Source organism: Kineococcus sp. DHX-1, from assembly GCF_042473625.1.
Classification (GTDB): Bacteria; Actinomycetota; Actinomycetes; order Actinomycetales; family Kineococcaceae; genus Kineococcus.
This window is the reverse complement of sequence record NZ_CP170445.1, coordinates 3,168,761-3,190,183: the sequence shown is the minus strand read 5'-3', so window position 1 is coordinate 3,190,183 and position 21,423 is coordinate 3,168,761. Positions and strand designations below refer to the sequence as shown.

The 21,423-nt window shown below is 75.1% G+C and carries 21 protein-coding genes and 1 pseudogene; 6 read left to right on the top strand and 16 right to left on the bottom strand.

The genetic code is table 11. The annotated features are described in order from the left end of the window. Positions 1–12 precede the first annotated feature (12 nt). Genes ACFEMC_RS15315 through ACFEMC_RS15305 form a run of 3 tightly spaced genes read right to left on the bottom strand, consistent with a single transcriptional unit; the run spans position 13 to position 3,300 of the window. Entirely contained in the window at positions 13–1,161 is a 1,149-nt protein-coding gene (locus tag ACFEMC_RS15315) for an aromatic acid exporter family protein (RefSeq protein WP_380170432.1), read from the bottom strand. Positions 1,162–1,184: 23 nt separating this feature from the next. Next, positions 1,185–2,381 (bottom strand): zinc-dependent alcohol dehydrogenase, encoded by a 1,197-nt coding sequence (locus ACFEMC_RS15310; RefSeq protein WP_380170431.1) that lies wholly within the window; start codon positions 2,379–2,381, stop codon positions 1,185–1,187. Positions 2,382–2,418: 37 nt separating this feature from the next. After that, the gene (locus ACFEMC_RS15305) at positions 2,419–3,300 is read right to left on the bottom strand and encodes a Rieske 2Fe-2S domain-containing protein (protein ID WP_380170430.1); all 882 of its coding nucleotides are present in this window, start codon (positions 3,298–3,300) and stop codon (positions 2,419–2,421) included. 108 nt (positions 3,301–3,408) lie between these two features. Between ACFEMC_RS15305 and ACFEMC_RS15300 the strand changes: the two genes are divergently transcribed. Continuing rightward, positions 3,409–4,452 (top strand): NAD-dependent epimerase/dehydratase family protein, encoded by a 1,044-nt coding sequence (locus ACFEMC_RS15300; RefSeq protein ID WP_380170429.1) that lies wholly within the window; start codon positions 3,409–3,411, stop codon positions 4,450–4,452. Here the strand turns inward: ACFEMC_RS15300 and ACFEMC_RS15295 are convergent. The 3 genes from ACFEMC_RS15295 to ACFEMC_RS15285 all read right to left on the bottom strand — a co-directional run bounded on the left by ACFEMC_RS15295 (position 4,335) and on the right by ACFEMC_RS15285 (position 6,995). Next, on the bottom strand, positions 4,335–5,081 hold the full coding sequence (locus tag ACFEMC_RS15295; protein WP_380170428.1) for a sigma-70 family RNA polymerase sigma factor: 747 nt from the start codon (positions 5,079–5,081) through the stop codon (positions 4,335–4,337). The two genes, ACFEMC_RS15300 and ACFEMC_RS15295, sit on opposite strands and share 118 nt — an antisense overlap. Before the next feature lie 104 nt (positions 5,082–5,185). Next, positions 5,186–6,130 carry a glycosyltransferase family 2 protein gene (locus ACFEMC_RS15290; protein ID WP_380170427.1) on the bottom strand — a complete coding sequence of 315 codons (945 nt, stop codon included), beginning with the start codon at positions 6,128–6,130 and terminating at the stop codon, positions 5,186–5,188. Further along, positions 6,120–6,995 carry a glycosyltransferase family 2 protein gene (locus tag ACFEMC_RS15285; RefSeq protein ID WP_380170426.1) on the bottom strand — a complete coding sequence of 292 codons (876 nt, stop codon included), beginning with the start codon at positions 6,993–6,995 and terminating at the stop codon, positions 6,120–6,122. Before ACFEMC_RS15285 ends, ACFEMC_RS15290 begins: the two co-directional genes overlap by 11 nt. Before the next feature lie 62 nt (positions 6,996–7,057). On the opposite strand from ACFEMC_RS15285, the gene ACFEMC_RS15280 reads away from it, so the two are divergent. From ACFEMC_RS15280 to ACFEMC_RS15260, 5 genes are all read left to right on the top strand, one after another. After that, positions 7,058–8,071 (top strand): UDP-glucuronic acid decarboxylase family protein, encoded by a 1,014-nt coding sequence (locus tag ACFEMC_RS15280; RefSeq protein ID WP_380176813.1) that lies wholly within the window; start codon positions 7,058–7,060, stop codon positions 8,069–8,071. 62 nt (positions 8,072–8,133) lie between these two features. Continuing rightward, complete coding sequence (locus ACFEMC_RS15275) at positions 8,134–8,844, top strand: GAF and ANTAR domain-containing protein (protein ID WP_380170425.1); 711 nt, start codon at positions 8,134–8,136, stop codon at positions 8,842–8,844. Next, positions 8,841–9,107, top strand: coding sequence for a hypothetical protein (locus tag ACFEMC_RS15270; protein ID WP_380170424.1), 267 nt, complete (start codon positions 8,841–8,843; stop codon positions 9,105–9,107). The genes ACFEMC_RS15275 and ACFEMC_RS15270 overlap by 4 nt, the downstream gene beginning before the upstream one ends. Positions 9,108–9,148: 41 nt before the next feature. Further along, positions 9,149–9,304 carry a hypothetical protein gene (locus ACFEMC_RS15265; protein WP_380170423.1) on the top strand — a complete coding sequence of 52 codons (156 nt, stop codon included), beginning with the start codon at positions 9,149–9,151 and terminating at the stop codon, positions 9,302–9,304. Positions 9,305–9,421: 117 nt separating this feature from the next. Beyond that, positions 9,422–10,123, top strand: coding sequence for a GAF and ANTAR domain-containing protein (locus tag ACFEMC_RS15260; protein WP_380170422.1), 702 nt, complete (start codon positions 9,422–9,424; stop codon positions 10,121–10,123). On the opposite strand, the gene ACFEMC_RS15255 is transcribed toward ACFEMC_RS15260, so the two are convergent. From ACFEMC_RS15255 to ACFEMC_RS15210, 10 genes and pseudogenes are all read right to left on the bottom strand, one after another. Next, entirely contained in the window at positions 10,113–11,039 is a 927-nt protein-coding gene (locus ACFEMC_RS15255) for a glycosyltransferase family 9 protein (RefSeq protein ID WP_380170421.1), read from the bottom strand. The genes ACFEMC_RS15260 and ACFEMC_RS15255 overlap by 11 nt on opposite strands. Next, positions 11,036–12,391 carry a PfkB family carbohydrate kinase gene (locus ACFEMC_RS15250; protein WP_380170420.1) on the bottom strand — a complete coding sequence of 452 codons (1,356 nt, stop codon included), beginning with the start codon at positions 12,389–12,391 and terminating at the stop codon, positions 11,036–11,038. Before ACFEMC_RS15250 ends, ACFEMC_RS15255 begins: the two co-directional genes overlap by 4 nt. After that, complete coding sequence (locus ACFEMC_RS15245) at positions 12,388–14,193, bottom strand: glycosyltransferase (RefSeq protein WP_380170419.1); 1,806 nt, start codon at positions 14,191–14,193, stop codon at positions 12,388–12,390. Before ACFEMC_RS15245 ends, ACFEMC_RS15250 begins: the two co-directional genes overlap by 4 nt. Next, a complete protein-coding gene (locus ACFEMC_RS15240) occupies positions 14,193–15,152 on the bottom strand; it encodes a glycosyltransferase (RefSeq protein WP_380170418.1) in 960 nt (319 codons plus the stop codon). Before ACFEMC_RS15240 ends, ACFEMC_RS15245 begins: the two co-directional genes overlap by 1 nt. Further along, positions 15,149–16,185, bottom strand: a pseudogene (locus tag ACFEMC_RS15235) (glycosyltransferase family 9 protein). The gene ACFEMC_RS15240 and the pseudogene ACFEMC_RS15235 overlap by 4 nt, the downstream one beginning before the upstream one ends. Beyond that, positions 16,182–17,687, bottom strand: coding sequence for an HAD-IIIA family hydrolase (locus ACFEMC_RS15230; RefSeq protein WP_380170417.1), 1,506 nt, complete (start codon positions 17,685–17,687; stop codon positions 16,182–16,184). The pseudogene ACFEMC_RS15235 and the gene ACFEMC_RS15230 overlap by 4 nt, the downstream one beginning before the upstream one ends. Further along, on the bottom strand, positions 17,684–19,354 hold the full coding sequence (locus ACFEMC_RS15225; RefSeq protein ID WP_380170416.1) for a carbamoyltransferase: 1,671 nt from the start codon (positions 19,352–19,354) through the stop codon (positions 17,684–17,686). Before ACFEMC_RS15225 ends, ACFEMC_RS15230 begins: the two co-directional genes overlap by 4 nt. A 116-nt stretch (positions 19,355–19,470) precedes the next feature. Next, positions 19,471–19,929, bottom strand: a complete 459-nt coding sequence (locus ACFEMC_RS15220; protein WP_380170415.1) for an SRPBCC family protein — start codon at positions 19,927–19,929, stop codon at positions 19,471–19,473. Between the two features lie 44 nt (positions 19,930–19,973). Then, the gene (locus ACFEMC_RS15215; protein ID WP_380170414.1) at positions 19,974–20,309 is read right to left on the bottom strand and encodes a DUF3140 domain-containing protein; all 336 of its coding nucleotides are present in this window, start codon (positions 20,307–20,309) and stop codon (positions 19,974–19,976) included. 17 nt (positions 20,310–20,326) lie between these two features. Continuing rightward, positions 20,327–21,406 carry a spore photoproduct lyase family protein gene (locus ACFEMC_RS15210; protein ID WP_380170413.1) on the bottom strand — a complete coding sequence of 360 codons (1,080 nt, stop codon included), beginning with the start codon at positions 21,404–21,406 and terminating at the stop codon, positions 20,327–20,329. Positions 21,407–21,423 lie beyond the last annotated feature (17 nt).

Here is a 21,423-nt window from a genome sequence, read left to right as displayed (position 1 = left end):
GGGGTACCTCTCTCAGTCTCGGGGCCGACGGGGTCGGGAACGTCGTGCCCGCCACCTACCCGGGCCCGGGAGGCGCAAACCGCGGCTGCGCGGGAGGTCGGGGTCCGGACGCCGCCAGGGGGTCGGGGCGACCACCTCGGAGTCGTCGGACCCGGCGGGGGTCCGGACGTCGAGGGCGCCGAGGCAGCGGCGCAGTGCGGTCACGACGGCGCCGGCGCTCTGGCGGTCGCGGTCGGTCGTGAACTCGGCGGCGGCCTCGGTGGCCGACAGGCGCTGCAGCGCGGTGCGCAGGGCGGTGCGCGACGCACCGTCGTCCTCCCGTTCCCGCAGGACCCCGCCGAGGGCGCCGAGGACGTCGGCCGTGGGTCCCCGCAACTCCACCGGCAGCGCCACCTCGGCGTCGCGCGGGGTCAGCGACTCCACGAGGAGCTCGGTCAGTTCCTCCACCCGGACGGCAAGGTTCTCCAGGGCGACGCCCGTGACGTGCTGCTGCCGCACGGTCTCGACGTGCCGCAGCGCCCGGACGTTCCCCGCCAGGGAGTCCTCGGTCTCCTCCCGGCTGCGCCGCAGGGACTCCCGGACGGGGGCGACGGACCGCAACCGCTCGGCCCACTCCTGCGGCCCGGGCGGGTCGTCGCGGCGCAACCCCTCGGCGAGGTCGTCGAGCTGGTCGGCGAGGGTGGTGGCGAGCCGGCGGACGGCGTCCTGCGACTGCGCCAGCGGGAACGACGGCAGCAGCGTGTTCACGGCGACGGCCACGCAGCCGCCGAGCAGGGTGAGCGTCGTGTAGCCCATGGCGTACTGGACGGGGTGCTGCACCCCGACGACGAGCACGAACAACCCCACGGTGAGCACCCAGCTGCCCTGGTCGGCGAACCACCGCCACCCCGCGAGCAGCGTCGCCAGGAACACGACGACGGGGACGACGACGAGGTCCCGACCCAGCAGTTCGGCGGCGACGAGGGACAGCAGCGCCCCGCACACGATGGCGGACACTGCCCGCGCGGAGTTCCGGACGGAACTGCGGACGGTGGAGTACGAGCCGACGACGGCGCCCAGGGGAGCGAAGTACGGGTACGTCTGCGCGATCTCCCAGGGCAGCGCCAGCGCGGTGAGCCAGGCCAGGGTGGCGGCGAGCGCGGTGCGCGCCGCCAACCCCACCCGGGGACGGCGGGCCAGGAACCTCAGGGCTCGAGCACGACCTTGATGCAGCCGTCGTCCTTGGCCTGGAACATGGCGTAGGCGTCCGGCGCGTCCTCGAGCGGGACGCGGTGCGTCGTGAGGTCCATCACCCCGAGGGGGTCGGCCGGGTCCTCCACCAGCGGCAGGAGGTCGTCGATCCACGCCTTGACGTTGCACTGACCCATGCGCAGCTGCAACTGCTTGTCGAACATCGTCATCATCGGCATCGGGTCCGCCTCGCCGCCGTAGACGCCCGACAGCGAGATCGTGCCGCCGCGGCGGACCGCGTCGACGGCCGTGCGGACGGCCCACAGGCGGTCGACGCCCCCGGTCTCCATGACCTTCTGCGCCACCTTGTCCGGCAGCAGCCCGACGGCGGTCTGAGCGGCCTTGGCGATCGCGCCCTCGGCGCCACCGTGTGCCTCCATGCCCACCGCGTCGAGGACGGCGTCGGGTCCGCGGCCGTCGGTGCGGTCGCGCAGCTGGGCGGGGACGTCGGCGCCGGAGGCGTCGGTGAGGTCGATGGCGCTGATCCCGTGGCGTTGGGCCATCGCCCGACGCTCCGGCACCGGGTCGACGCCCACGACCTCGTAACCGAGGTGCCGGCCGATCCGCGCGGCGAACTGCCCGACGGGGCCGAGGCCGAGGACGGCGAGGGTCCCGCCCTCGGGGACGTCGGCGTACCGCACGCCCTGCCACGCCGTCGGCAGGATGTCCGACAGGAACAGGTAGCGGTCGTCGGGCAGGTCGTTCCCCACCTTGACCGGGTTGTAGTCGGCGTGGCGGACCCGCAGGTACTGCGCCTGCCCGCCGGGCACGGACCCGTAGAGCGACGTGTACCCGTACAGGGCGGCACCGCTGCCCTTCTCGCGGACCTGCGTCGTCTCGCACTGCGTCGTCAGCCCGCGCTCGCACATGAAGCAGTGCCCGCAGGAGATCGTGAAGGGGATGACGACGCGGTCGCCCACGGCGAGGTTCGTCACCTCCGGGCCGACGGCCTCGACGATCCCCATCGGTTCGTGGCCGAGCACGTCACCGCGGGCCAGGTACGGCGCCAGGACCTCGTAGAGGTGCAGGTCCGACCCGCAGATGGCGGTCGAGGTGATGCGCACGACCGCGTCGGTGGGTTCCACGACCTCGGGGTCGGGCACGTCCTCGACGCGCACCGACCGCTTCCCCTGCCACGTCAGCGCTCTCACGTGTGGCCCCTGCCCGCTGTGCGGCGACGCAAACCCCTCACAGCGGGGGACCGACGACCCGGGCCTGGACGCGGCCGTCGGCGACGCGGGTGCGCACGGTCGGCTGCGGCGCCGTGGCGGGGCCGTCCAGGACGTCTCCGTCGGCGAACCGGAACCGGCTGGCGTGCCACGGGCAGGTGATCGTCGTGGCACCGCCCTCGCCGGAGACCTCGCCCTCGTGCAGGGCGGCGCCGAGGTGCGTGCACGTGTCGGTGAGGGCCAGGACGTCGTCCCCGCGGCGCAGGACGCACAACGGGGCGTCGCCGATCCAGCGCTGCACCGGCCGGCCCTCCGGCAGCTCGTCCAGGGACCCGATGTCGGAGAACTCCTGACCGTCCCCCGCGAGGTGGACGAGGTGCTCGGCGTGGTTCGGCCCGGCCGCCCAGCGGTAGGCCAGGTGCCCGCCCAGGGCGCCGGCCGCCCCCGCCACCACGGTCCCGGCCGTCCGCAGGAGGCGGGCGTGCCGGCGCGAGAGCAGCGACGCGGTCCACAGCGTGGCGGCCACGGCGTTCCCGGCGGCGTGCACGATGGCGGTCCGCTGCTGGTCTGGGTGCAGGTCGACGTAGTCGGCCCAGCCGGCCAGGGCCGTCGGGGCGACGGTCGCCACGCTGACGGCGGCGAGGCCGCGGGCGGGGACCTCAAGGGCCCGGCCCCCGGGCAGCACGGAGGCGACGTCGAGCAGCAGGGCCGACACCGACGTCCCGACGGGCACCATGGCCATCGCCGGGTGGGCCGGGTGGCCCGCCGGACGGCCGTGGAGCAGCCCACGCACCGCGCCACCGGGCAGCAGTCGGTCGGCGGTGTCCTTGGCGCGCTGGGCCAGCGGGTCGAGGGCGGTCCACCGCGAGGGGGCGTCGAAGAGGGAGCTGAGGAGGGGCATGGGTCCGTGCTACGCCTCCGGTCGCGAGGCCGCGCGGTGGAACCCCGGGGTTTCCGACGGGTGCTGCGGGGTAGGCGCCCCGGGAACCGCTGAGAGGGGAGTGCCGGCATGAGGGTCGCCGTGACGGGTGCGACGGGGAACGTGGGGACCGCGCTGCTGCGCCGTCTCGCGTCGACGGACACCGAGGTGGTGGGCGTCTGCCGGAGGCTTCCGGAACCCACCGGCGCCTGGGCCGACGTGCGCTGGGTCCAGCAGGACGTCGCCGGTCCGGACGCCGTGCAGCGGCTCACCGACGCGTTCGCCGGCGTCGACGCCGTCGTCCACACCGCGTGGCTCATCCAGCCCGCGCGGGACCCCGGCGAGATGGCCCGCGTGAACCTCACGGGCAGCGAGAACGTCGTCCGCGCCGCGCTCGCCGCGGGCGTCCCGCACCTCGTGCACCTGTCCTCGGTGGGGGCCTACGCCACCCACCCCGTGGATGACGCGCGGGTCGACGAGTCCTGGCCGGCGGACGGCATCTCTCCCTCGCAGTACTCCCGGGAGAAGGCCACCGTGGAGTCGCACCTGGACACCGTGGAACGCGACCACCCGGAACTCCTCGTCACCCGGGTGCGCCCGGCGCTGGTCTTCCAGCGCGACGCCGGCAGCGAGATCGCGCGGTACTTCCTCGGTCCGTTCGTCCCGACGCGGTTGCTCCGGCGCGTCCCGCTGCCCGTGCTCCCGCTGCCCGAACGGCTGCGGTTCCAGGTGGTGCACGCCGACGACCTGGCCGACGCGCTGGTCCGCATCCTGGAACGGGCGCCGGGTGGTGCGTTCAACGTGGCGGACGAACCCGTCCTGCGGGGCCGGGACCTCGCGCTGTCGCTGAACGCGCCGCGCTGGTTCCCGGTCAACCGCCGGGTGGTGCGGGCCGCCGCGGACCTCACGTACCGGGCGCACGTCCACCCGGTCCAGCCGGGATGGCTGGACCTCGGTTTCGGGGTCCCCGTCATGGACACCACCCGGGCACGGGAGGAGCTCGGGTGGCGTCCGGTTCACGCGGCCCGCGACGTGCTGGTGGAACTGCTGGACGGCGTCCGCGACCACGCCGGGGCACCGTCGGGAGCGCTGCGCCGGCGGACGGGCTTGGTGACCTCCCGCACGGGCACGTGAACCCCGAGGTGGCCGCGCAGTCGGCCGAGGATCGAGGTGAGCAGCCGCGAGACCTGCATCTGGCTGATGCCGAGTTCCGCGGCGATCTCCGACTGCGTGGCCTCCTCGTAGAAGCGCAGCTTGAGGATGCGCCGTTCCCGGTCGTCGAGTTCGGCCACGGCCCCCTTCAGGGAGACCAGGTCGTCGACGGTGACGGTCGCGTCGGCGTCCCCGGCCACGTCGTGGCGGGGGACGTCGAGGGACAGGGCGGAGTAGGCGTTCGTGGCGCGGTGGACCTCGCGGAGCTCGTCGAGCGTGGCGCCGAGCTTCTCGGCGACCTGGACGTCGGTCAGACCGGCCGTGTCCTCGTGCACGAGTCGCGTGCGCAGTTCCTGCAGACGACGGGGCGGGCGCACGGCCCACCCGTGGTCGCGGAAGTAGCGGCGGATCTCCCCGGTGATGGTGGGGGTGGCGTAGGCACCGAAGTCGTGGCCGCTGTCGTCGCGGAACCGGTCGGCGGCCTTGACCAGACCCAGGTAGGCGATCTGCTCCAGGTCCTCGGTCGGTATGCCGCGGTGGCGGTAGCGCGCCGCGAGGCCCCGGGCCAGGCCCAGGTGCTCCTCGACGAGGTCGTGGCGTGTGGCGAGCATGAGTGCGTTCCTCCAAGCGTTCCTTCCGGACTGCCTGGGCGAACGCTGCTGCACCCGACGGGCCTCACTCCACCACCGGTCTCCGGGGCCAGCAACCGGAAGTGTCAGCGCGAGTAGTCGCGCGACCGTGAGCTGCGTTGGGACTCCTCCAACGCCCGGAAGCGGGCCTCCGCGTGTGCGGGCAGCACCCGCCGTTCGCGCAGCACCCAGGGGAGACCGGCGACGGCGTCGAGGACGCCGCGGGCGCTCGTCGCGTCGGCCGGCAGGGACCGGACCAGGTCACGGGTGCGACGTGCCGCCGCCGGTAGTGGACGACGCAACCACGTGAACCACAACGTGTTCCGGATGCCGTTGCGCCGGCGGCGGGCCGATTCGCGCAGGACGGACGCCTGGTGGTGGACCTGCAGGTCCTCCAGGTAGCAGAGTTCCCAGCCCGCGGCCGCGAGGTCGGCGGCCAGCAGTTCCTCCTCGCCGCCGAGCCACAACCGCCGCGAGAAACCGCCCACCTGCAAGAACGCGGACCTGCGCACGACGGAGGCTCCGGCGAGGAAACTCCCCAGGGCGGGCCCGGGCAGTCCCGGGGCGCCGCGGACGGGGGAGTCGCGCAGTTCCGTGACGATGTCGTCCTCGACGCCGCCGGGTTCGACGAGGATCCTGGCCGTCAGGACGGCGACCGACGGGTGCTCGTCCAGCACGTCGGCCGCGCGTTCCAGGGATCCCGGGTCCCACCACGTGTCGTCGTCGCAGAACGCGACGTACGGCGTCCGGGCCGTCGCCACGCCGGTGTTGCGGGCGACGGCGCCCTGGTTCTCCGGCAGCACGACGACGTCCAGGCGGTCACCGCCCGGGGTTCCGCGCGGGTGGTCGGCCCGCAGGGCGTCCGCCGTGCCGTCCGTGGAGGCGTTGTCGAGCACGAGGACGCGCGGGCGTTCCGGCAGGGCCAGCAGTCGGCGCACCGCCAGGCGGGCCTCGTCGCGGCGCTGCCAGGTGATGAGGACGACCGTCACGCGCGGGTCCTCCGGCACCTGCGCGGACGGTTCACCGGTCACGGACGGCCAGCCTCTCCTCGACGACGCGGGACGGTCCCCGTCGCTGTCCGAGCGCAGCGGGCAGCCGGGGCACGGCCGCGAGCGCGCCGCGACGGTGCTCGCCCCCCGCGTGCAGCGCCACGAGCGTCGACCGCGCCGCCACGCTCAGCGGCCGGCGCATCCAGGCGGTCAGCAGGGCGTTGCGCTGCAACAGCTCACGACGAACCGCTGCGCTGCTGCGGGACGGTGAGGGGTGGTGGTGGGCGACGACGTCCTCGACGTACGCCAGCCCCCAGCCGGCGTCGAGCAGGTCGTAGGTCACCCGTTCCTCCTCCCCGCCGAAGTGGACGACGCCGTCGAAACCCCCGCTGGCCAGGAACGGCCCGCGCCGGACGACGGCCGCGCACGCGACGAAGCCCAGGACGTGGGGGCCGGGGAGGTCGTCGTCGCGGCCCCACGGCGCCGAGGCCATGTCCCGGCACACCGGGTCGAGTTCCTCGGGCCTCCCCGCCCCGACACCGACCATCGTCCGCGCGGCCAGCACCGCCAGGCGGGGGTGCGCCGCGAAGAGTTCCGCCGCCCGCCGCAGGGCGCCGGGTTCCCACCACGAGTCGTCGTCGGCGAACGCGACGACGTCGTTCCGGGCGGCGCGGACACCGAGGTTCCGGGCGGTGGCGCCGAGGTTCCGTCCCGGCCGCAGCGTCCGCAGGCCGGGCAGCCCCGCGCCCCGCCGGCGCGCGGCCTCGGCGGCGAGGACGGCGACGGTGTCGTCCGTCGAACCGTTGTCGACGACCACGACCTCGGTCTCGTGGCGGGGGAGCGTCGTGCGCAGGTCGTCCGCGCGGTCGCGGGTGGCGACGACCACCGTGACGGGAACGGGGTCCATGACCGCGACGGTACCGTTCCCGCGGAACCCCCGTCGCGCGGCGGACCACGGGTGGTGGTTGCATCGCCACCGTGCCCCACAACTCCTTCCGTCGCGCCGTCGTGACCGGTGGTGCGGGTTTCCTCGGTTCCCACCTGTGCGAGGCGCTGCTGCGGGACGGCGTCGAGGTCGTGTGCCTCGACAACTTCCTCACCGGCGCGCCCGCGAACGTCGCCCACCTCATGCAGGACCCGCGGTTCCACCTGCGGCGGTGCGACATCACCGAGTACGTCCACGTCCCCGGACCCGTGGACCTCGTGCTGCACTTCGCCTCCCCGGCCTCGCCCGTCGACTACCTCAAACTGCCGCTCGAGACGCTGAAGGTCGGAGCCACGGGCACGTGGCACGCGCTCGGCCTGGCCAAGGAGAAGGGGGCGCGGTTCCTGCTGGCCTCGACGTCGGAGACGTACGGGGACCCGCAGGTGCACCCCCAGCCCGAGAGCTACTGGGGGCACGTGAACCCCGTCGGGCCGCGCGGGGTGTACGACGAGTCCAAGCGGTACGCGGAGGCCCTCACGACGGCCTACCGGACGACGCACGGCGTGGACACCGCGATCGTCCGCATCTTCAACACCTACGGTCCGCGGATGCGGGCCGCCGACGGTCGCGCGATCCCCACGTTCATCCGGCAGGCCCTGGCGGGCGAACCCGTCACCGTCGCCGGGGACGGCGAGCAGACGCGGTCCATCTGCTACGTCGACGACCTCGTCACGGGGATCCTCGCCCTGGCGGCGAGCGGACACACCGGTCCGGTGAACATCGGCAACCCCACCGAACTCAGCGTCCGGCGGATCGCCGAGGACGTGGTGGAGGCCGTGGGGTCCGGGGTGCCGCTGGAGTTCGTGGGGCGTCCCGTCGACGACCCGCAGGTGCGCCGGCCGGACACGTCGCTGGCCCGCACCCTGCTGGACTGGGAACCCCGCGTCGACTGGGCGGACGGGCTGGCCCGGACCGTCGCGTGGTTCCGCGAGCAGGAGGCCGTGGCGCGGCGGGAACCGCCCGTGCCCCGACCCGCGGAGCCGGTCGTCCGGGGTTAGTCTCACAGGTGGGCGCGAGGTCGAAGGGTCGGCCGGTCGCCCCGCACGTCCTGTGAGGAACCATGCCGACACCCCTGCCGGACACCAGCGGAGCGGACAGCTCGCTCGCGGTGGTCCTCGCCGACCTCGCCCGGGACCTGCAGCGGGAGCAGGTGCCGGACGACGTCATGGCGCAGAGCGTGGCCAGCGCGTGCGCCCTCGTGCCCGGGGCCGAGGAGGGCTCCATCAGCCTGGTCCGCGCCCGGCGCCACGTCCTGTCCGCCGCTGTCACGAGCGACGTGGCGCGGCAGTTCGACGCCCTGCAGGGACAGCTGGGCGAGGGGCCGTGCCTGGCCGCGATGTACGCCGAACCCGTTGTCCGCACCGACGACCTGGCCGAGGACACCCGGTGGCCGCGGTTGGGCGCCCGGGCCGACGAGCTGGGGGTGCGCAGCATGCTCTGCTTCCAGCTCTTCGTGCACGAGAACACGCTCGGGGCCCTGAACCTGCTGTCCGCCAAACCCGCCGCCTTCGACGACGAGGCCGAGGCCGTCGGCGCGATGATCGCCACCCACGCGGCCGTGGCCCTGGCGGGGGCGCAGAAGTTCGACCACCTCCGGACGGCCCTGACCAACCGCGACGTCATCGGCCAGGCCAAGGGGATCCTCATGGAGCGGTTCAAGGTCGACGCCGACCAGGCGTTCGCCCTGCTGACGCGCGTGAGCCAGGACCGCAACGTCAAGCTGCACGTGCTGGCCTCCGAGCTGACGAGCACCGGCAGCCTCGAGCGGTGAGCGTGCGCGGTGGACTGCGCATCGACGTCGACTGGAGCGAGGGCGCCTGCGCGCTCACGGTCCACGGCGCCCTGTCGGCCGACGTGGTCGACCTCTTCGACGACGCGCTGGAACTCGCGCTGGAGCAGGCGGGCCGCCGGCAGCAGGACGTCGTCGTCGACCTGCGCGACGTCGTCGCCGTGGACGCGCGGGGAGAGGACGAGCTGCGCTCGATCGGGCCCCGGGCCCGCCGGGTCGGCTGCCGGGTCCGGGTGCGCTCCTGAACCGGCGCGCGCGGGCCGGGGACCACGCCTACGGTCGGGGCATGAGCGAGAACACCTCCCAGAACCCGACCGAGGACGTGCCCGAGGAGAACCCCGGCCAGGAGGACCCCGGCAGCGAGGAGGCGGCGGAGTCGCCGGCCCTGGACGGGTACGGCAACGACACCGGCTTCGCCGGCGAGGCCGCCGACCCGGAGTGATCCGGACCGCGCCGGTCGTGTAGGTTTCCCGCACCGGTTGAACCACCAGCCCTGCAGCACGTCCGCTCCACCCGGCCCGCCGGACACGGCGGACCGTCGGGCTGGGAGGAACGTCCGGTGCAGTCAGGTCTCGAGGCCGCCTTCGTGCAGTTGGGACGCATCGTCGCCGACCAACCGCTGGGTGCGGTGCTGCGGCGTGTGGCGGACCTGGCCGTCGAGAGCGTCCCGGGTGCGGACGACGTGTCCGTCACCCTGTTGCGGCGCGGCAAACCCGTCACGGTGGCCTTCCACGGGGACCTCGCGGCCGACCTCGACGAACGCCAGTACTCCCTGGGGTACGGCCCGTGCGTCGTCGCAGCCCAGGCGGGAACGACCCTGCGCATCGACGACACGTCCCGCGACGACGCCTTCCCCGACTTCTCCGCGACGGCCGCCCGCCGCGGCGTGCGCAGCGTCGTCAGCGTCGGGCTGCCCGATCCCGAGCGGCGTCAGGGGTCCATCAACGTCTACTGCTTCGGGCGGCCCGAGCACCCGGTGGTGACGGCCGAGGCGCAACACGCCCTGGAGCAGTTCGCCGCCTTCGCCGCCGTCGCCCTCGGCAACGCGGCATCGCTGGCCGAGGCGGGGGAACGCGCCGACAACCTGCAGCTCGCCCTGCAGTCCCGGGCCGTCATCGAGCAGGCCAAGGGCGTCCTCATGGCCCGGCACGGCGTTGACGCCGACGGGGCGTTCGCGATGCTCTCGACGCGGTCGCAGCACGAGAACCGCAAACTCCGCGCCATCGCCGAGGAGGTCGTCGCCGAGGTCGTCAGGCGCTGAGCGAGGTGCCCAGGAGGGCCTCGCTCGCCGCCAGCACCTCGGCGACCCCGGTGCGCGCCAGCGTGGGGTCCACCGCCGCGCCGTGCGGGTCGCCGACGTAGTCCCGCGCGGCCGGGTCGCCGTGCCACAGGACCGCGTGCCGGTCCGGGTCGATCGCGGGGCCCCACCACGCCGGCGGCGTGGGCCCGAACAGCACGACGCTGGGCACGGCGTAGGCGGTCGCCAGGTGGGCGGTGCCGGTGTCCCCGGACAGGACGAGCCGAGCACCCGCGACGAGGTCGGCGAGGTCCTCCAGCGACGACGCGCCGCACCGGTCGACCGCGCCGGCGCGCGCGAGGTGCCGACCGAGGTCGGCCTCGTCGGCGGTCCCGGTGACGACGACCTGCAGGCCGTCCGCGACGTGGGCCCGCACGACGGCGGCCCACCGCTCGACGGGCCAGCGGCGGGAGGGGAACGCCGCCCCGGGGTGCACCACCACCGGTCCGTCGGCGACCGGACCGCGGGGCCGCAGCCGCAGGTCCTCCGGGCCGCAGTCCGCACCCCACGCCGCCACGAGCCGGCACCAGCGCGCGACCTCGTGCTCGTGCCGCACCCACGCCGGCCCCGGGTACCCGTCCGTCGCGAAACCCAGCAGGTCCGCGGGGGCCGTGGCGGCCAGGACGTCGCGGCTCGCGTGCCCCCGGCCGTGCAGGTCGACGGCGAGGTGACCAGGAGTGCTGTGCGGCAACGGTTCCAGGTCGTGCGTCACGAGGACCTCGTCGACGACGCCGCGCCGGGCGAGGAACTCCCCGACCGCGCGCGGTGCCGCCAGGACCAGGCGGTGCCGCGGGAACCGGCGCCGCAGCCCCCGCAGCGCGGGAACCCCCGCGAGCAGGTCCCCGAGCCCGAGGGCACGCAGCACCAGGAGCTCGTTCACCGGCTCCCGCTCAGGATCCGTGTCGTCGACCGGCCCTGCAGGTAGGGGAGCAGGACGACCCGGCCGCCCCAGCCCAGGACGAGGTCCCCCTCGGGGAGGTCCACACCGTCGTCCCCGTAGTCACCGCCCTTGGCCCAGACGTCCGGGCGCAGCTCCGCCAGCTCCGCCCGCGGGTCGTCCTCCTCGAAGACGACGACGGCGTCGACGCTGGCGAGCCCGCGCAGCACGCGTTCGCGGTCCTCCTGCGGCACCACGGGGCGGTGCGGGCCCTTGAGCCGTCGCACCGAGGCGTCGGAGTTCAGCAGCACGACGAGGGCGTCCCCGAGACCGCGGGCGGCCTCGAGACAGCCCACGTGCCCGGCGTGCAGGACGTCGAAGCAGCCCCCCGTGGCCACGAGGGTCCCGCCCGCGGACCGCACGCGGCGGACCACGTCGAGCGCGGTGCTCCCGCGCTCCGGCGCCCGGGGAGCCGGCGGCACCGAGAACCCCGACGAGCCGCCCTGCGCGACCCACGCCGAGGCGTCGCGCACCGCGCGGTCCAGGGCCGCGGTCAGCGATCCCGAGCGCGCCACCTCGAGCGCGCAGCTCGCGGCGAACCGGTCGCCGGCCCCGCACGGGTCGCCCACCGCCGGGACCGCCGGCAGGTGCAGCACCCCGCCCGCCGACGTACCACCGGAGGCGGCCCAAGCACCGTCCGCGCCCGTCGTGACGCACACGGCCCGCGCGGACCACCGGCCGCGCAGGGCGGTCGCCGCCGCGGCGGGGTCGACGTCCACCCCGAGGGCGGCGCGGGCCTCGGCGAGGTTGGGCGTGACGAGTGCGCACCCGGGGACGGGGTCACCGCCGCGCGGGTGCGGGTCCCACACGACGGGCACGCGGCGCGCCGCGTCCGTCAGCGCCGCCCGCACGGCGGGGTCCCGCGTCGTGCCGGCCCCGTAGTCGGAGACGAGGACGACGTCTGCCCCCGGCAGGTCCAGACCCGTTGCAGCGGCGGGTGTCCCGGGGCCGCCCTCGTCGAGGCGGGCCAGCAGGTCCCCGTCGGTGCGCACGCGCGTCTTGGTCCGGGTCGGTCCCTCGTGGCCGAGCGCGTGCACCGCGACCCCGGGCAGCAGCGCCCGCAACCGCCGGCCGGCGGCGTCGTCCGCCAGCGGTGCGACCAGGGTGACGGCCACGTCCGGGTCCAGCGCCGCGAGGACCGCCGTGAGGGCGGCCCCGCCGGGGGACTCGCGCACCCCGGCGACGTCGACGACGGGGACGGGGGCGTCCGGGGCGAGCCGCGTCGAGGACCCGCGCACCTCGCGGTCGAGCAGGACGTCGCCGACCACGAGGACCCGTGCGGGGGGTCGCGTCACGCCGGGACCCCGCGCTGCGCCGGCAGGTGCGCCTCGACCGCCACGCACAGCGCGTGGACCGCCATGAGGTGGCCCTCCTGGACGGCCGACGTGCTCGGCCCGGGCAGGCCCAGGGTGTCGTCCGCCGCGGACCGCAACGGGTTCGCCCCCGTGGAGGTCAGCGCCCAGACGGTCATGCCCACCCGCCGCGCGCGGTCGGCCGCGTGCAGGAGGTTCGCGCTGCGCCCGCTCGTCGAGACGAGCAGCAGCACGTCGCCCGCGCGGCCGTGCGCCTCCACCTGCCGCGCGAACACCTCCTCGACGCCGTAGTCGTTCGCGATGGCCGTGACCGCGGACGTCTCGGCGTGCAGGGCGATCGCCGACAACGGACGTCGTTCCCCGACGAACCGGCCCACGAGTTCCGCGGTCAGGTGCTGCGCCTCCGCCGCGCTGCCGCCGTTGCCGGCCACGAGCAGGCGCCCACCGCGGTCCACGACGTGCGCGAGGTCGGCGCCCCACCGGTCGATGCGGTCGGCCTCGGACTCCAGCGCCCGCAGGACGCCGGTGAGCTCGGCGACGTGCCCGCGCAGCCAGGCGTGCGTCGTGGGCGCGGTGGGGGTGGTGGTCCCGGCCACGACCTGCTCGTAGGCGGCCTCCGTCGCGGCGGCGACGCGCGACCAGGCGTAGCGCTCGGCGCTGGCCCGCCGTCCGGCCTCGCCCATCCGCCGGGCGGTCCCCGGGGTCCGCAGGACGTCGGCCACGGCGGCGGCGAGGGCGTGCGGGTCGGCGCGGCCGTGCGGGTCGACCGGCACGAGCCGGCCCGTCACGCCGTCCTGCACGGTGTCGAGCATCCCGCCGACGGCCGTGGCGACGACCGGCAACCCGGCGGCCATGGCCTCCAGGACGGCGATGCCGAACGGTTCGTACCAGGGGGTGGCGAGCAGGACGTGGGCCCCGGCGAGGAGTTCCGGCAGGTCGTGCGGGGCGACGCGGCCGACGAGGTGGACGCGGTCGGTGAGGCCGAGGTCGACGGCGACCTTCTGCAACCGGACGGCCTCCTGGTCGCCGTCGAGGTCGTGGGCCGCGGGGCCGCCCGCGACGACGAGCTCGGCGTCGGGGAGGAACTCCAGGGCGCGGACGGCGGCCTCGATCCCCTTGCGCGGCACCAGACGCCCCACCGTCACCAGCCGCACCGGGCGTGCGGGCGCACCGGTCGAGGGGGCGCGGGAGAAGCGCGCGACGTCGACGCCGCACGGCACGACGCTCACCCGGCGGGGTTCGGCACCCGCGGCGCGCAGTTCGGCGACCTCGTCGCGGCACGTCGCCACCACGAGGTCGACCTCGTCGGCGAGGCGGCGTTCGGCGGCGAGGCGGCCGGGAGGGGAGGTGTCCTGCGCCCCCTGGTACCGGCGCTTGACGCTGCCCAGGGCGTGGAACGTCTGGACGACGGGGATCCCGAGGGCGCGGGCCGCGGGCAGCGTCGCCGTCCCCGACATCCAGAAGTGCGCGTGCACGACGTCGGGCCGTTCGCGGGACCAGCTGTCCCGCAGCACGTTCGAGAACTCCGGCATGAACGGCGGCAGGTCGTCCTTGGCCACCGCCGCGGCGGGTCCGGCGTCGACGTGGACGACCTCGACGCCCGGCCGCAGGAGCACCCGGTCGGGCAGGTCGGGGTCGTCCCGGCGCGTGTGCACGACGACCTCGTGCCCGCGGTCGGCCAGCGCCCCCGCCAGGGCGGCGACGTGCACGTTCTGCCCGCCGGCGTCCACGCCGCCGAGGACGGCCAGGGGACTGGCGTGCTCGCTCACCATCGCGATGCGCATCAGGCGGTCACCTCCTGCACCACCGACGCGAGGATCGCGTCCAGGTCGTCGAGGAACCGGTCAATCCCGAAGCGTTCGAGGGCGTGTTCGCGGGCGGCCAGGCCGCGGGTGCGTGCCTCCTCGGGGTCGCTCAGCCAGCGCCGGGCGGTGGCGAGCAGGACGTCGGGATCGCTGGACAGCACGCCCGCGGCCGCCGGGACCGCCTCGGGCGCGGCCGTCGCGGGCAGCCCGAGGACGGGCATCCCGAGCAGCATGGCCTCGATGAGCGACAACCCCAGGCTCGTCCACCGGTAGGGGTGGAAGTAGAGCCGGTGGGCGGGGAGCAGGTCGTGCATCCGCGCCTGCGGGAGGTCCTCGAACAGGTCGAGCCCGTCGCCCCGCAGGCGGTCGACGCCCATCCCGTACACGGCGACGGGCAGTTCCGCGGCGAGGCCGAGGACGAGGTCGGTGCCCGCGACGCGGTGCCGCCGCACGGGGTCGTTGACGACGACGGCCACCGACTCGGAAGCGCCCGTGTAGCGGTACCCGGGATCGAGGACGCCGTGGTCCAGGACGAGCGACCGCGCGCGGCCGGTGTCCCAGTACGTCCGGTTGAACTGCGTGACGTGCACGACGGGGACCGCGTCCTGGTCGGCCAGCGGGTGGACGCTGTCGCTCGCCCCGCCGCGCGGTGCGTCGTGCTCGACGTACACGGCCGGGACGTCGCGCCCGGGACGGCGCCCGGTCCACCGCTGCACCAGGTCGAGCTCCTCGGGGCGTTGCAGGAGCACCACGTCGAACGCCGTGTCCCGCAGGTCGTCCGCCGCGACCTCGACCGCGTTCGCCGGCCAGTCCCAGGTGCGGGCGCGCCCGCGGCCGTCGGGGCCGCGGTCCGGGGTCACAGGGAGCAGGTAGGTGTGCGGACCCTGGACGAGCGCCGTCGTCCAGGAACCGTGCACGTGCCAGGCGAGGATCCTCACGGGACCACCTCCAGGAGTTCGGGGGCGAGGGCGTCCACCGCGCCGACGACCCGGTCGGCGGTGACCGAGGTCAGGCAGGGGTGCCCGGGGACGGGACAGGTGCGGGCGCGGGTCCCGGCGCAGGCCGCGTCCTGGTCCCCGAGCACGACGTGCGGGACGCCGTGCGGCGCCCACCGCGTCGCGTCGCCGGGACGACGGGGGAGAAGAGCGAGACGACGGGGGTCCCGACGGCCGCCGCGAGGTGGGCCGGGCCGGTGTTCCCGACCACGACGGCGTCGGCCGCGGCGAGGACGGCGGCGAGGCCGGCGAGGTCGGTGCGCCCGCCGAGGTCGTGCGCGCCCGCCCTGGTGACGGCCGCGGTGAGGTCGCGTTCGCCCGGGCCGCCCGTCACGACGACCTGCCGTCCGCTGCGCCGCAACGCCTCCACGACGTCGGCGGCCTGCTGCGGGGACGGGGCGCGGGCCGGGACCGAGGCCCCGGGGTGGACGACGACGAACCGGCCGGGCAGACCGGCCGGCGGAGCGGGGACGTCCCGCACCCGCAGGCGCCCGTCGTCCCCGGCGGGCAGGTCGTGACCGGCGGCGCGCACGAGGGCCAACGCCGCGTCCACCTCGTGCCGCTCCGGGCCCTCCTCACGGCGGACGCGGACGTCGAGCAGCGCTCCGGGGAAGTCCTCGCTGGCCGCGCTCACGCGGGCGACCCCGGCCAGGCGCAGGAGCAGGGCCGCGGGCAGCGGGCTCTGGTGGAAGCTGGTGAAGACGACGGCCTCGTCGTACCCGCCCGCGCGCACCCGCGCGATGAGGTCGTCGACGGCGCCCGCGTCGACGGGGGGTGGGGCGAACCCCGTCCACGGGGCGTCGAAGACGAGGACGTCCGCCACTCCCGGCAGCAGGCGGGCGGCCGCCGCTCCGGACGGCGCCGCGAGCAGGTCGACCGTGCCCGACGCCGCCAGCGCCCGGACCGCGGGACCGGTGAGCAGGACGTCGCCGTCGTTGTCGAGGCGGCAGGCGAGGATCCTCGCCCGCCCGCTCACAGGGGCACCTCGGACAGGTCGCGCACCACGACGGGGGCGGCCTCGACCTCCTCGGGACGGGTCACGTCGGTGGGCACGAGGACGGCGCGGGCGCCCGCCGACAGCGCGGCCTCGACGTCGGCGCCGATGTCACCGACGACGACGCACGCGGCCGGCAGGACGCCGAGCACGCGGGCGGCGTCGAGGACCATGCCGGGTTCGGGTTTGCGGGTGCGCGACGGCGCGTCCGGGCCGTCCTCGCTGACCTGGACGGTGTCGAACGGGCCGAGGAGCCCGGCGACGCGGGCGTTGACGGCGTCCACCTGGGCACGGGTCAGCAGCCCGCGGGCCACCCCGGACTGGTTGGTGACGAGCCCGACGCGCAACCCCCTGCGCCGCAGCTCGTCGAGGAGTTCCCGGGCCCCGTCGACCGGTTTCACGAGGTCGGGGTCGCCGTTGTACGGGACGTCGTGGACCAGGGTGCCGTCGCGGTCGAACAGGACCGCGGCGACGGGCGGTGGCCAGGCGGCGGGCGGGCGGCGGCGCACGGCCAGTTCCCCGCGCAGCCGGTGCCAGACGGCGGCCGGGGGGATGGCGGCGCTCGTGAGGAGCATCCGGCGCACCTCCGCGGCGTCCCGCGGACCGGGCGCGGTGCGCCGCCACGCGAACTCGGCCGTCAGTCCCGCCCACGCCAGCCCGGCGCCCAGAGCGGTGCGCCGGTGCCCGGTCAGGAGCGCGAGCACGGCGGTGAGCCCGGCCGTCGTGGTCGCGACGTGACCGGGCAGGCGACCGAGCGCCGACTCCGCCCGCCGGCGCCAGTCCCGGCCGTGCAGGGCCGTCATGAGCGCGTCGTCGGCGTTGCCGCGCTGCTGGCGCAGGCTCGCCAGGTCGCCCGCGGGCCGGACGGGGTGGACGGCCAGGTGCTCGCCGCGGACGATCCGCCACCCGGCGCCCGTGACCCGCAGGGCCAGGTCGGCGTCCTCCCGGAACGCCCGGGGGAACCGCTCGTCGAAGCCGGAGACCTGCTCCAGCGCCGTGCGCCGGTAGGCCATGTCGGCGGTGATCCAGAGCGCGTCCGCGAGGCCGGCGGTCCCGCGCTCCCAGTCGGTGGGGCGGCGGTCGGACGGGAGCGGGACGTGCAACCGCCCCTGCACGGCGCCGGTGTCCCCGCCCGCCGCGGCCAGGTCCGCGGTCAGCAGGGTCGACCAGTCCGGCGGGAGTTCCACGTCGTCGTCGACGAAGGCGACCCAGTCGCTCCTCACCCGCCGCCACCCGGCGTTCCGGGCGGCCGCCGGCCCGCGCCCGCCCGAGCGCACGAGGCGGACGGTCAGCCCCGCCGCACGCGCTGCGGCGCAGGCGTCCTCGCAGGCGTCCTCGGGGGTTTGCCGACCCGGCCGGTCGTCCACCACGACGACGAGGTCCGGCCGCGGCCCCTCCTGCGCGACGAGGGTTCCCAGCAGGACGCCCAGGCTCGGGCGGCCGATCGAGGGGACGACGACCGAGAACCCGACCGAGGAGCTCATCGTGCCTGCGTGAACTGGCTGCGGCGCACGAGGTGCGGCCCGAGGACGAGGACGTCCACGGGGGCGGAGCCGAAGAGCTCCATGGCGTCGCGCGGGTCGTCGACCATCGGCCGGCCCGCCGTGTTGAGGCTCGTGTTGACGACGACGGGCAGCCCGGTGCGTTCCTCGAACGCCCGCAGCAGGGCCGCGACGTGCGGGGTGCGGTCCTCGTGGATGGTCTGGATGCGGGCGGTGCCGTCCACGTGGACGACGGCGGGGATGCGCTCGCGCCACGCCGGCGCCACGTCGTGGACGAAGAGCATGTACGGGCTGGGCAGGGGACCGCCGGAGAAGATCTCCGCGGCCCGGTCGGCGAGCACCATCGGGGCCACCGGACGGAACTGCTCCCTGCCCTTGACGTCGTTGAGGCGCTCGAGGTTCTCCTTGCGGCCCGGGTGGGCCAGCAGGGACCGGTGACCCAGGGCGCGCGGCCCGAACTCGGCCCGGCCGTCGAACCAGGCGACGACGCCGTCGGCGGCCAGGACGTCGGCGACCTCGCCGGCGAGGTCGTCCGGGGTGGTGAACGGCAGCCGTGCCGTGGTGAGCCGGCGGGCGAGTTCCTCATCGCTCCAGCCCCGGCCCAGGTCCGCGTGCTGCGGTGGGGTGACGAGTTCGCCGGCGTCGGCGGACAGCTGGAGCGCCGCCCCGAGGGCCGTCCCGCTGTCCCCGGCCGCGGGCTGCACGAACACCTCCGCGAAACCGGACTCGCGCCAGATCCGGGAGTTCGCCACGCAGTTCAGGGCCGTCCCGCCGGCCATGGCCAGGACCCGGTCACCGGTCTGCTCGTGCAGCCAGCGCGCGACGTCGACGAGCGTGCGTTCGAGGACTTCCTGCACGCTGGCGGCGAGGTCGGCCTGGCCGGAGTCCGAGCGCGGGTCCCACGACTCGCCGTCGGCCAGCGGGGGGGCCCAGCGGGTGAAGCCGGGGACCTTGGCGACGAAACCCCCGTCGCCCGTGGCGTGCACGAACTCGGCCAGCTCGTCGGCGAACCGGGGTTTCCCGTAGGACGCCAGCGCCATGACCTTGTACTCGTCGGAGGAGTGCGTGAACCCCAGGTGCCGGGTCAGGTCCTCGTAGACGAAGCCCAGCGACTGCGGCAACCGCGTCTCGTGCAGCACCTCCAGCGAGCCGCCGCGGTACCGGCCCGCGAGGGAAGAGATCCGCTCGCCGCGGCCGTCGACGGTGAGGACGCTGCAGCCGCCCGCGCGCGCGGCCTCCGGCGAGGCCAGGGCGGCGGACGCGGCGTGCGCGACGTGGTGCGGGACGAAGCGGACCTTCCCGCGGTCCAGCCCGGGCAGCGCGGTCGCGATCGCCTCGGGTGCGCGTTCGACGTAGCGGGTCCGGATGGCGTCGTCGGGATCGCCCAGGTCGAGCTCGGAGGTCGGCAGCACCAGGCGCGGGTCGTAGGAGTACCCGACGAGGTCGAGGTCGGCGGCGGTGATCCCGGCGGCCTCCAGCGCGTGCGCGATGCCGAGTTCGGGCAGTTCCCAGGTGGCGTAGGGGACGGGCCGCTTGCCGTGCTTGCGGCGGCTGAAGCGTTCCTCCTCCGCGGCGAAGACGACCTCCCCGTCGACGACGAGGGCGACGGCGGTGTCGTGGAAGACGGCGTTGATCCCGAGGATGCGCATGGGGAGGAGACCTCTCGTCCCGGTGGTGTGGCCGCCCTCTGCTCGAGCGTCTCGGTCAGGCGGGGGTCACGGTGCCAGAACTCCGTGACCCCCGCCCGTCGTGACCGCGGGACTCCTCACTTCGGCGGGGTGACGTCCCCTCGCCACGCGCCGGTCTCGGCCCCGCGCGACTCGATGAACTCCTTGAACCGGGCGAGGTCCTTGCCGATCTGCCGGTCGTCCGCGCCGACGGCCGCCCCGACCTTCTCGACGAGGCCCTCGGTGTCCCAGTCCAGCTGGACCGTGACGCGGGTCTCCTCGTCGGAGAGGCGGTGGAACGTGACGACACCGGCGTGCTGCTTGCCGTCGACGCTCTTCCACGCGACGCGCTCGTCGGGGTGCTGCTCGGTGATCTCGGCGTCGAACTCACGCTCGACACCGGCGACCTTCGTCGTCCAGTGCGTGTGGGTGGCGTCGGTCTGGGTGATCGAGACCACCCCGCCCATGAACTCGGGGAACGACTCGAACTGGGTCCACTGGTTGTAGGCCGTGTGGACCGGGACGCGGACGTCGATGCTCTCGGTGACACTGCTCATGCCACGGGCCTACCCCCGCCTCCCGGCGGCAAACGCGGCGGGCGTCACGCCTTCTCCGGGTCGTTCCCCCAGTTCATGAGGGAGTAGCGCCACTTCGTGTCCGTTACGTCACCCTTCGGGCGCTGCTTGGAGTGCCGTGCCACGTACCCGGCGACCTTCTGCATGTGCTCGTAGTCGTCGTCGGTGCGGTCGGCCTTCTTCGTCCGCAGGACCTCCACGATCCGGCGGCCCGAGCGGTGCCCGACCGACTCCCCGTCGCCCACCCCGACGGACTTCGACTCCTCGGTCTCCAGCCAGTCCTCCAGCTCCTTCGGCGTCATGTTGACGGCCTCGCCGAAGCGCTGCTCGACGTCCTCGCGGTCCAGCTCCTTCTCGCTCACCAGCTGAGCCTGCGGCCTCAGAAGGCGTACCGCACGCGCAGGTAGGGAGCGCGCTCGGTGATCAGGTCGAGCAGCTGGGCGACGTAGCGGGCCTTGTCGCCGGCGCGGTACCGGACGTTCAGCCCGCCGGACTGCGACCGCTTGGTCTCCTGCATCGCCGGCCGCCACAGCAGGTCCTCGGCCCGGGGGTGCCAGCCGAGGTTCACCCGGTGCAGGTTCTCCTCGTGGGTGAGGAAGATGACCTCGGCCTGCAGCTGCGCCTTCGTGGCCTCGCTCGTCGCGTCGCCGAGCTGGTCGAGGAGCCCGGCCCACAGCGGCAGCCAGTCCTCGTGCACGACGACGGGGGAGAGGTTGACGTGCACCTCGTAGCCGGCGGCGACGAAGTCGTCGAGCGCGGCGAGCCGCTCGGGCACCGGGGACGTGCGGATGTCGAGCAGCTTGGCGACGCGGGCCGGCATGAGTGAGAACCGGACGCGGGTCCGGCCCCGCGGGTCCAGCGTCAGCAGCCGCGGGTTGACGTGCTTGGTGGCGAACGACGCCTTCGCCGTGGGCAGACCGCGGAACAGGGCGACGAGGTCGTCCACGTTGTCGGAGATCTCGGCGTCGACCGAGCAGTCGCTGTTCTCACCCAGGTCGTACACCCAGCTGGTGGGGTCGCACTGGTTCGGCTCGGGTTTCACGCCCTGCCGGGCCACGTGCCGGGCGAGGTAGCCGGTGATCTGCTCGATGTTCGCGAACACCGTGATCGGGTTGCTGTACCCCTTGCGGCGCGGGACGTAGCAGTAGGCGCACGCCATCGCGCAGCCGTTCGAGGTGGAGGGGGCGATGAAGTCGGCGGACCGGCCGTTGGGCCGGGCCTGCAACGACTTCTTGATCCCCAGGACGAGGGCCTCGCGCTTGATCCGCACCCACCGGTCGACGTTCGTCTCGTCGCCGTGCAGTTCCGGGATGCGCCAGTGGCTCTCGACGGGGACGCGCGTGGCGTCCGGCCAGCGCTCCAGCACCTGCCGCCCGCGCGGGAGTTCCGCGGCGGCGGGTTCGTAGTAGATCCTCGTGACGTCCACGAGGTCGCGGGTCCTGCGGTCCTGCTCCGGCACGGGACCATTCTGCCTCC

Excerpts from the sequence above, each read along its gene's own strand:
- ACFEMC_RS15305 (WP_380170430.1), bottom strand. The coding sequence starts at position 3,300 with ATGCCCCTCCTCAGCTCCCTCTTCGACGCCCCCTCGCGGTGGACCGCC.
- ACFEMC_RS15300 (WP_380170429.1), top strand. The coding sequence starts at position 3,409 with ATGAGGGTCGCCGTGACGGGTGCGACGGGGAACGTGGGGACCGCGCTG.
- ACFEMC_RS15295 (WP_380170428.1), bottom strand. The coding sequence starts at position 5,081 with ATGCTCGCCACACGCCACGACCTCGTCGAGGAGCACCTGGGCCTGGCC.
- ACFEMC_RS15285 (WP_380170426.1), bottom strand. The coding sequence starts at position 6,995 with ATGGACCCCGTTCCCGTCACGGTGGTCGTCGCCACCCGCGACCGCGCG.
- ACFEMC_RS15275 (WP_380170425.1), top strand. The coding sequence starts at position 8,134 with ATGCCGACACCCCTGCCGGACACCAGCGGAGCGGACAGCTCGCTCGCG.
- ACFEMC_RS15265 (WP_380170423.1), top strand. The coding sequence starts at position 9,149 with ATGAGCGAGAACACCTCCCAGAACCCGACCGAGGACGTGCCCGAGGAG.
- ACFEMC_RS15245 (WP_380170419.1), bottom strand. The coding sequence starts at position 14,193 with ATGCGCATCGCGATGGTGAGCGAGCACGCCAGTCCCCTGGCCGTCCTC.
- ACFEMC_RS15230 (WP_380170417.1), bottom strand. The coding sequence starts at position 17,687 with ATGAGCTCCTCGGTCGGGTTCTCGGTCGTCGTCCCCTCGATCGGCCGC.
- ACFEMC_RS15225 (WP_380170416.1), bottom strand. The coding sequence starts at position 19,354 with ATGCGCATCCTCGGGATCAACGCCGTCTTCCACGACACCGCCGTCGCC.
- ACFEMC_RS15220 (WP_380170415.1), bottom strand. The coding sequence starts at position 19,929 with ATGAGCAGTGTCACCGAGAGCATCGACGTCCGCGTCCCGGTCCACACG.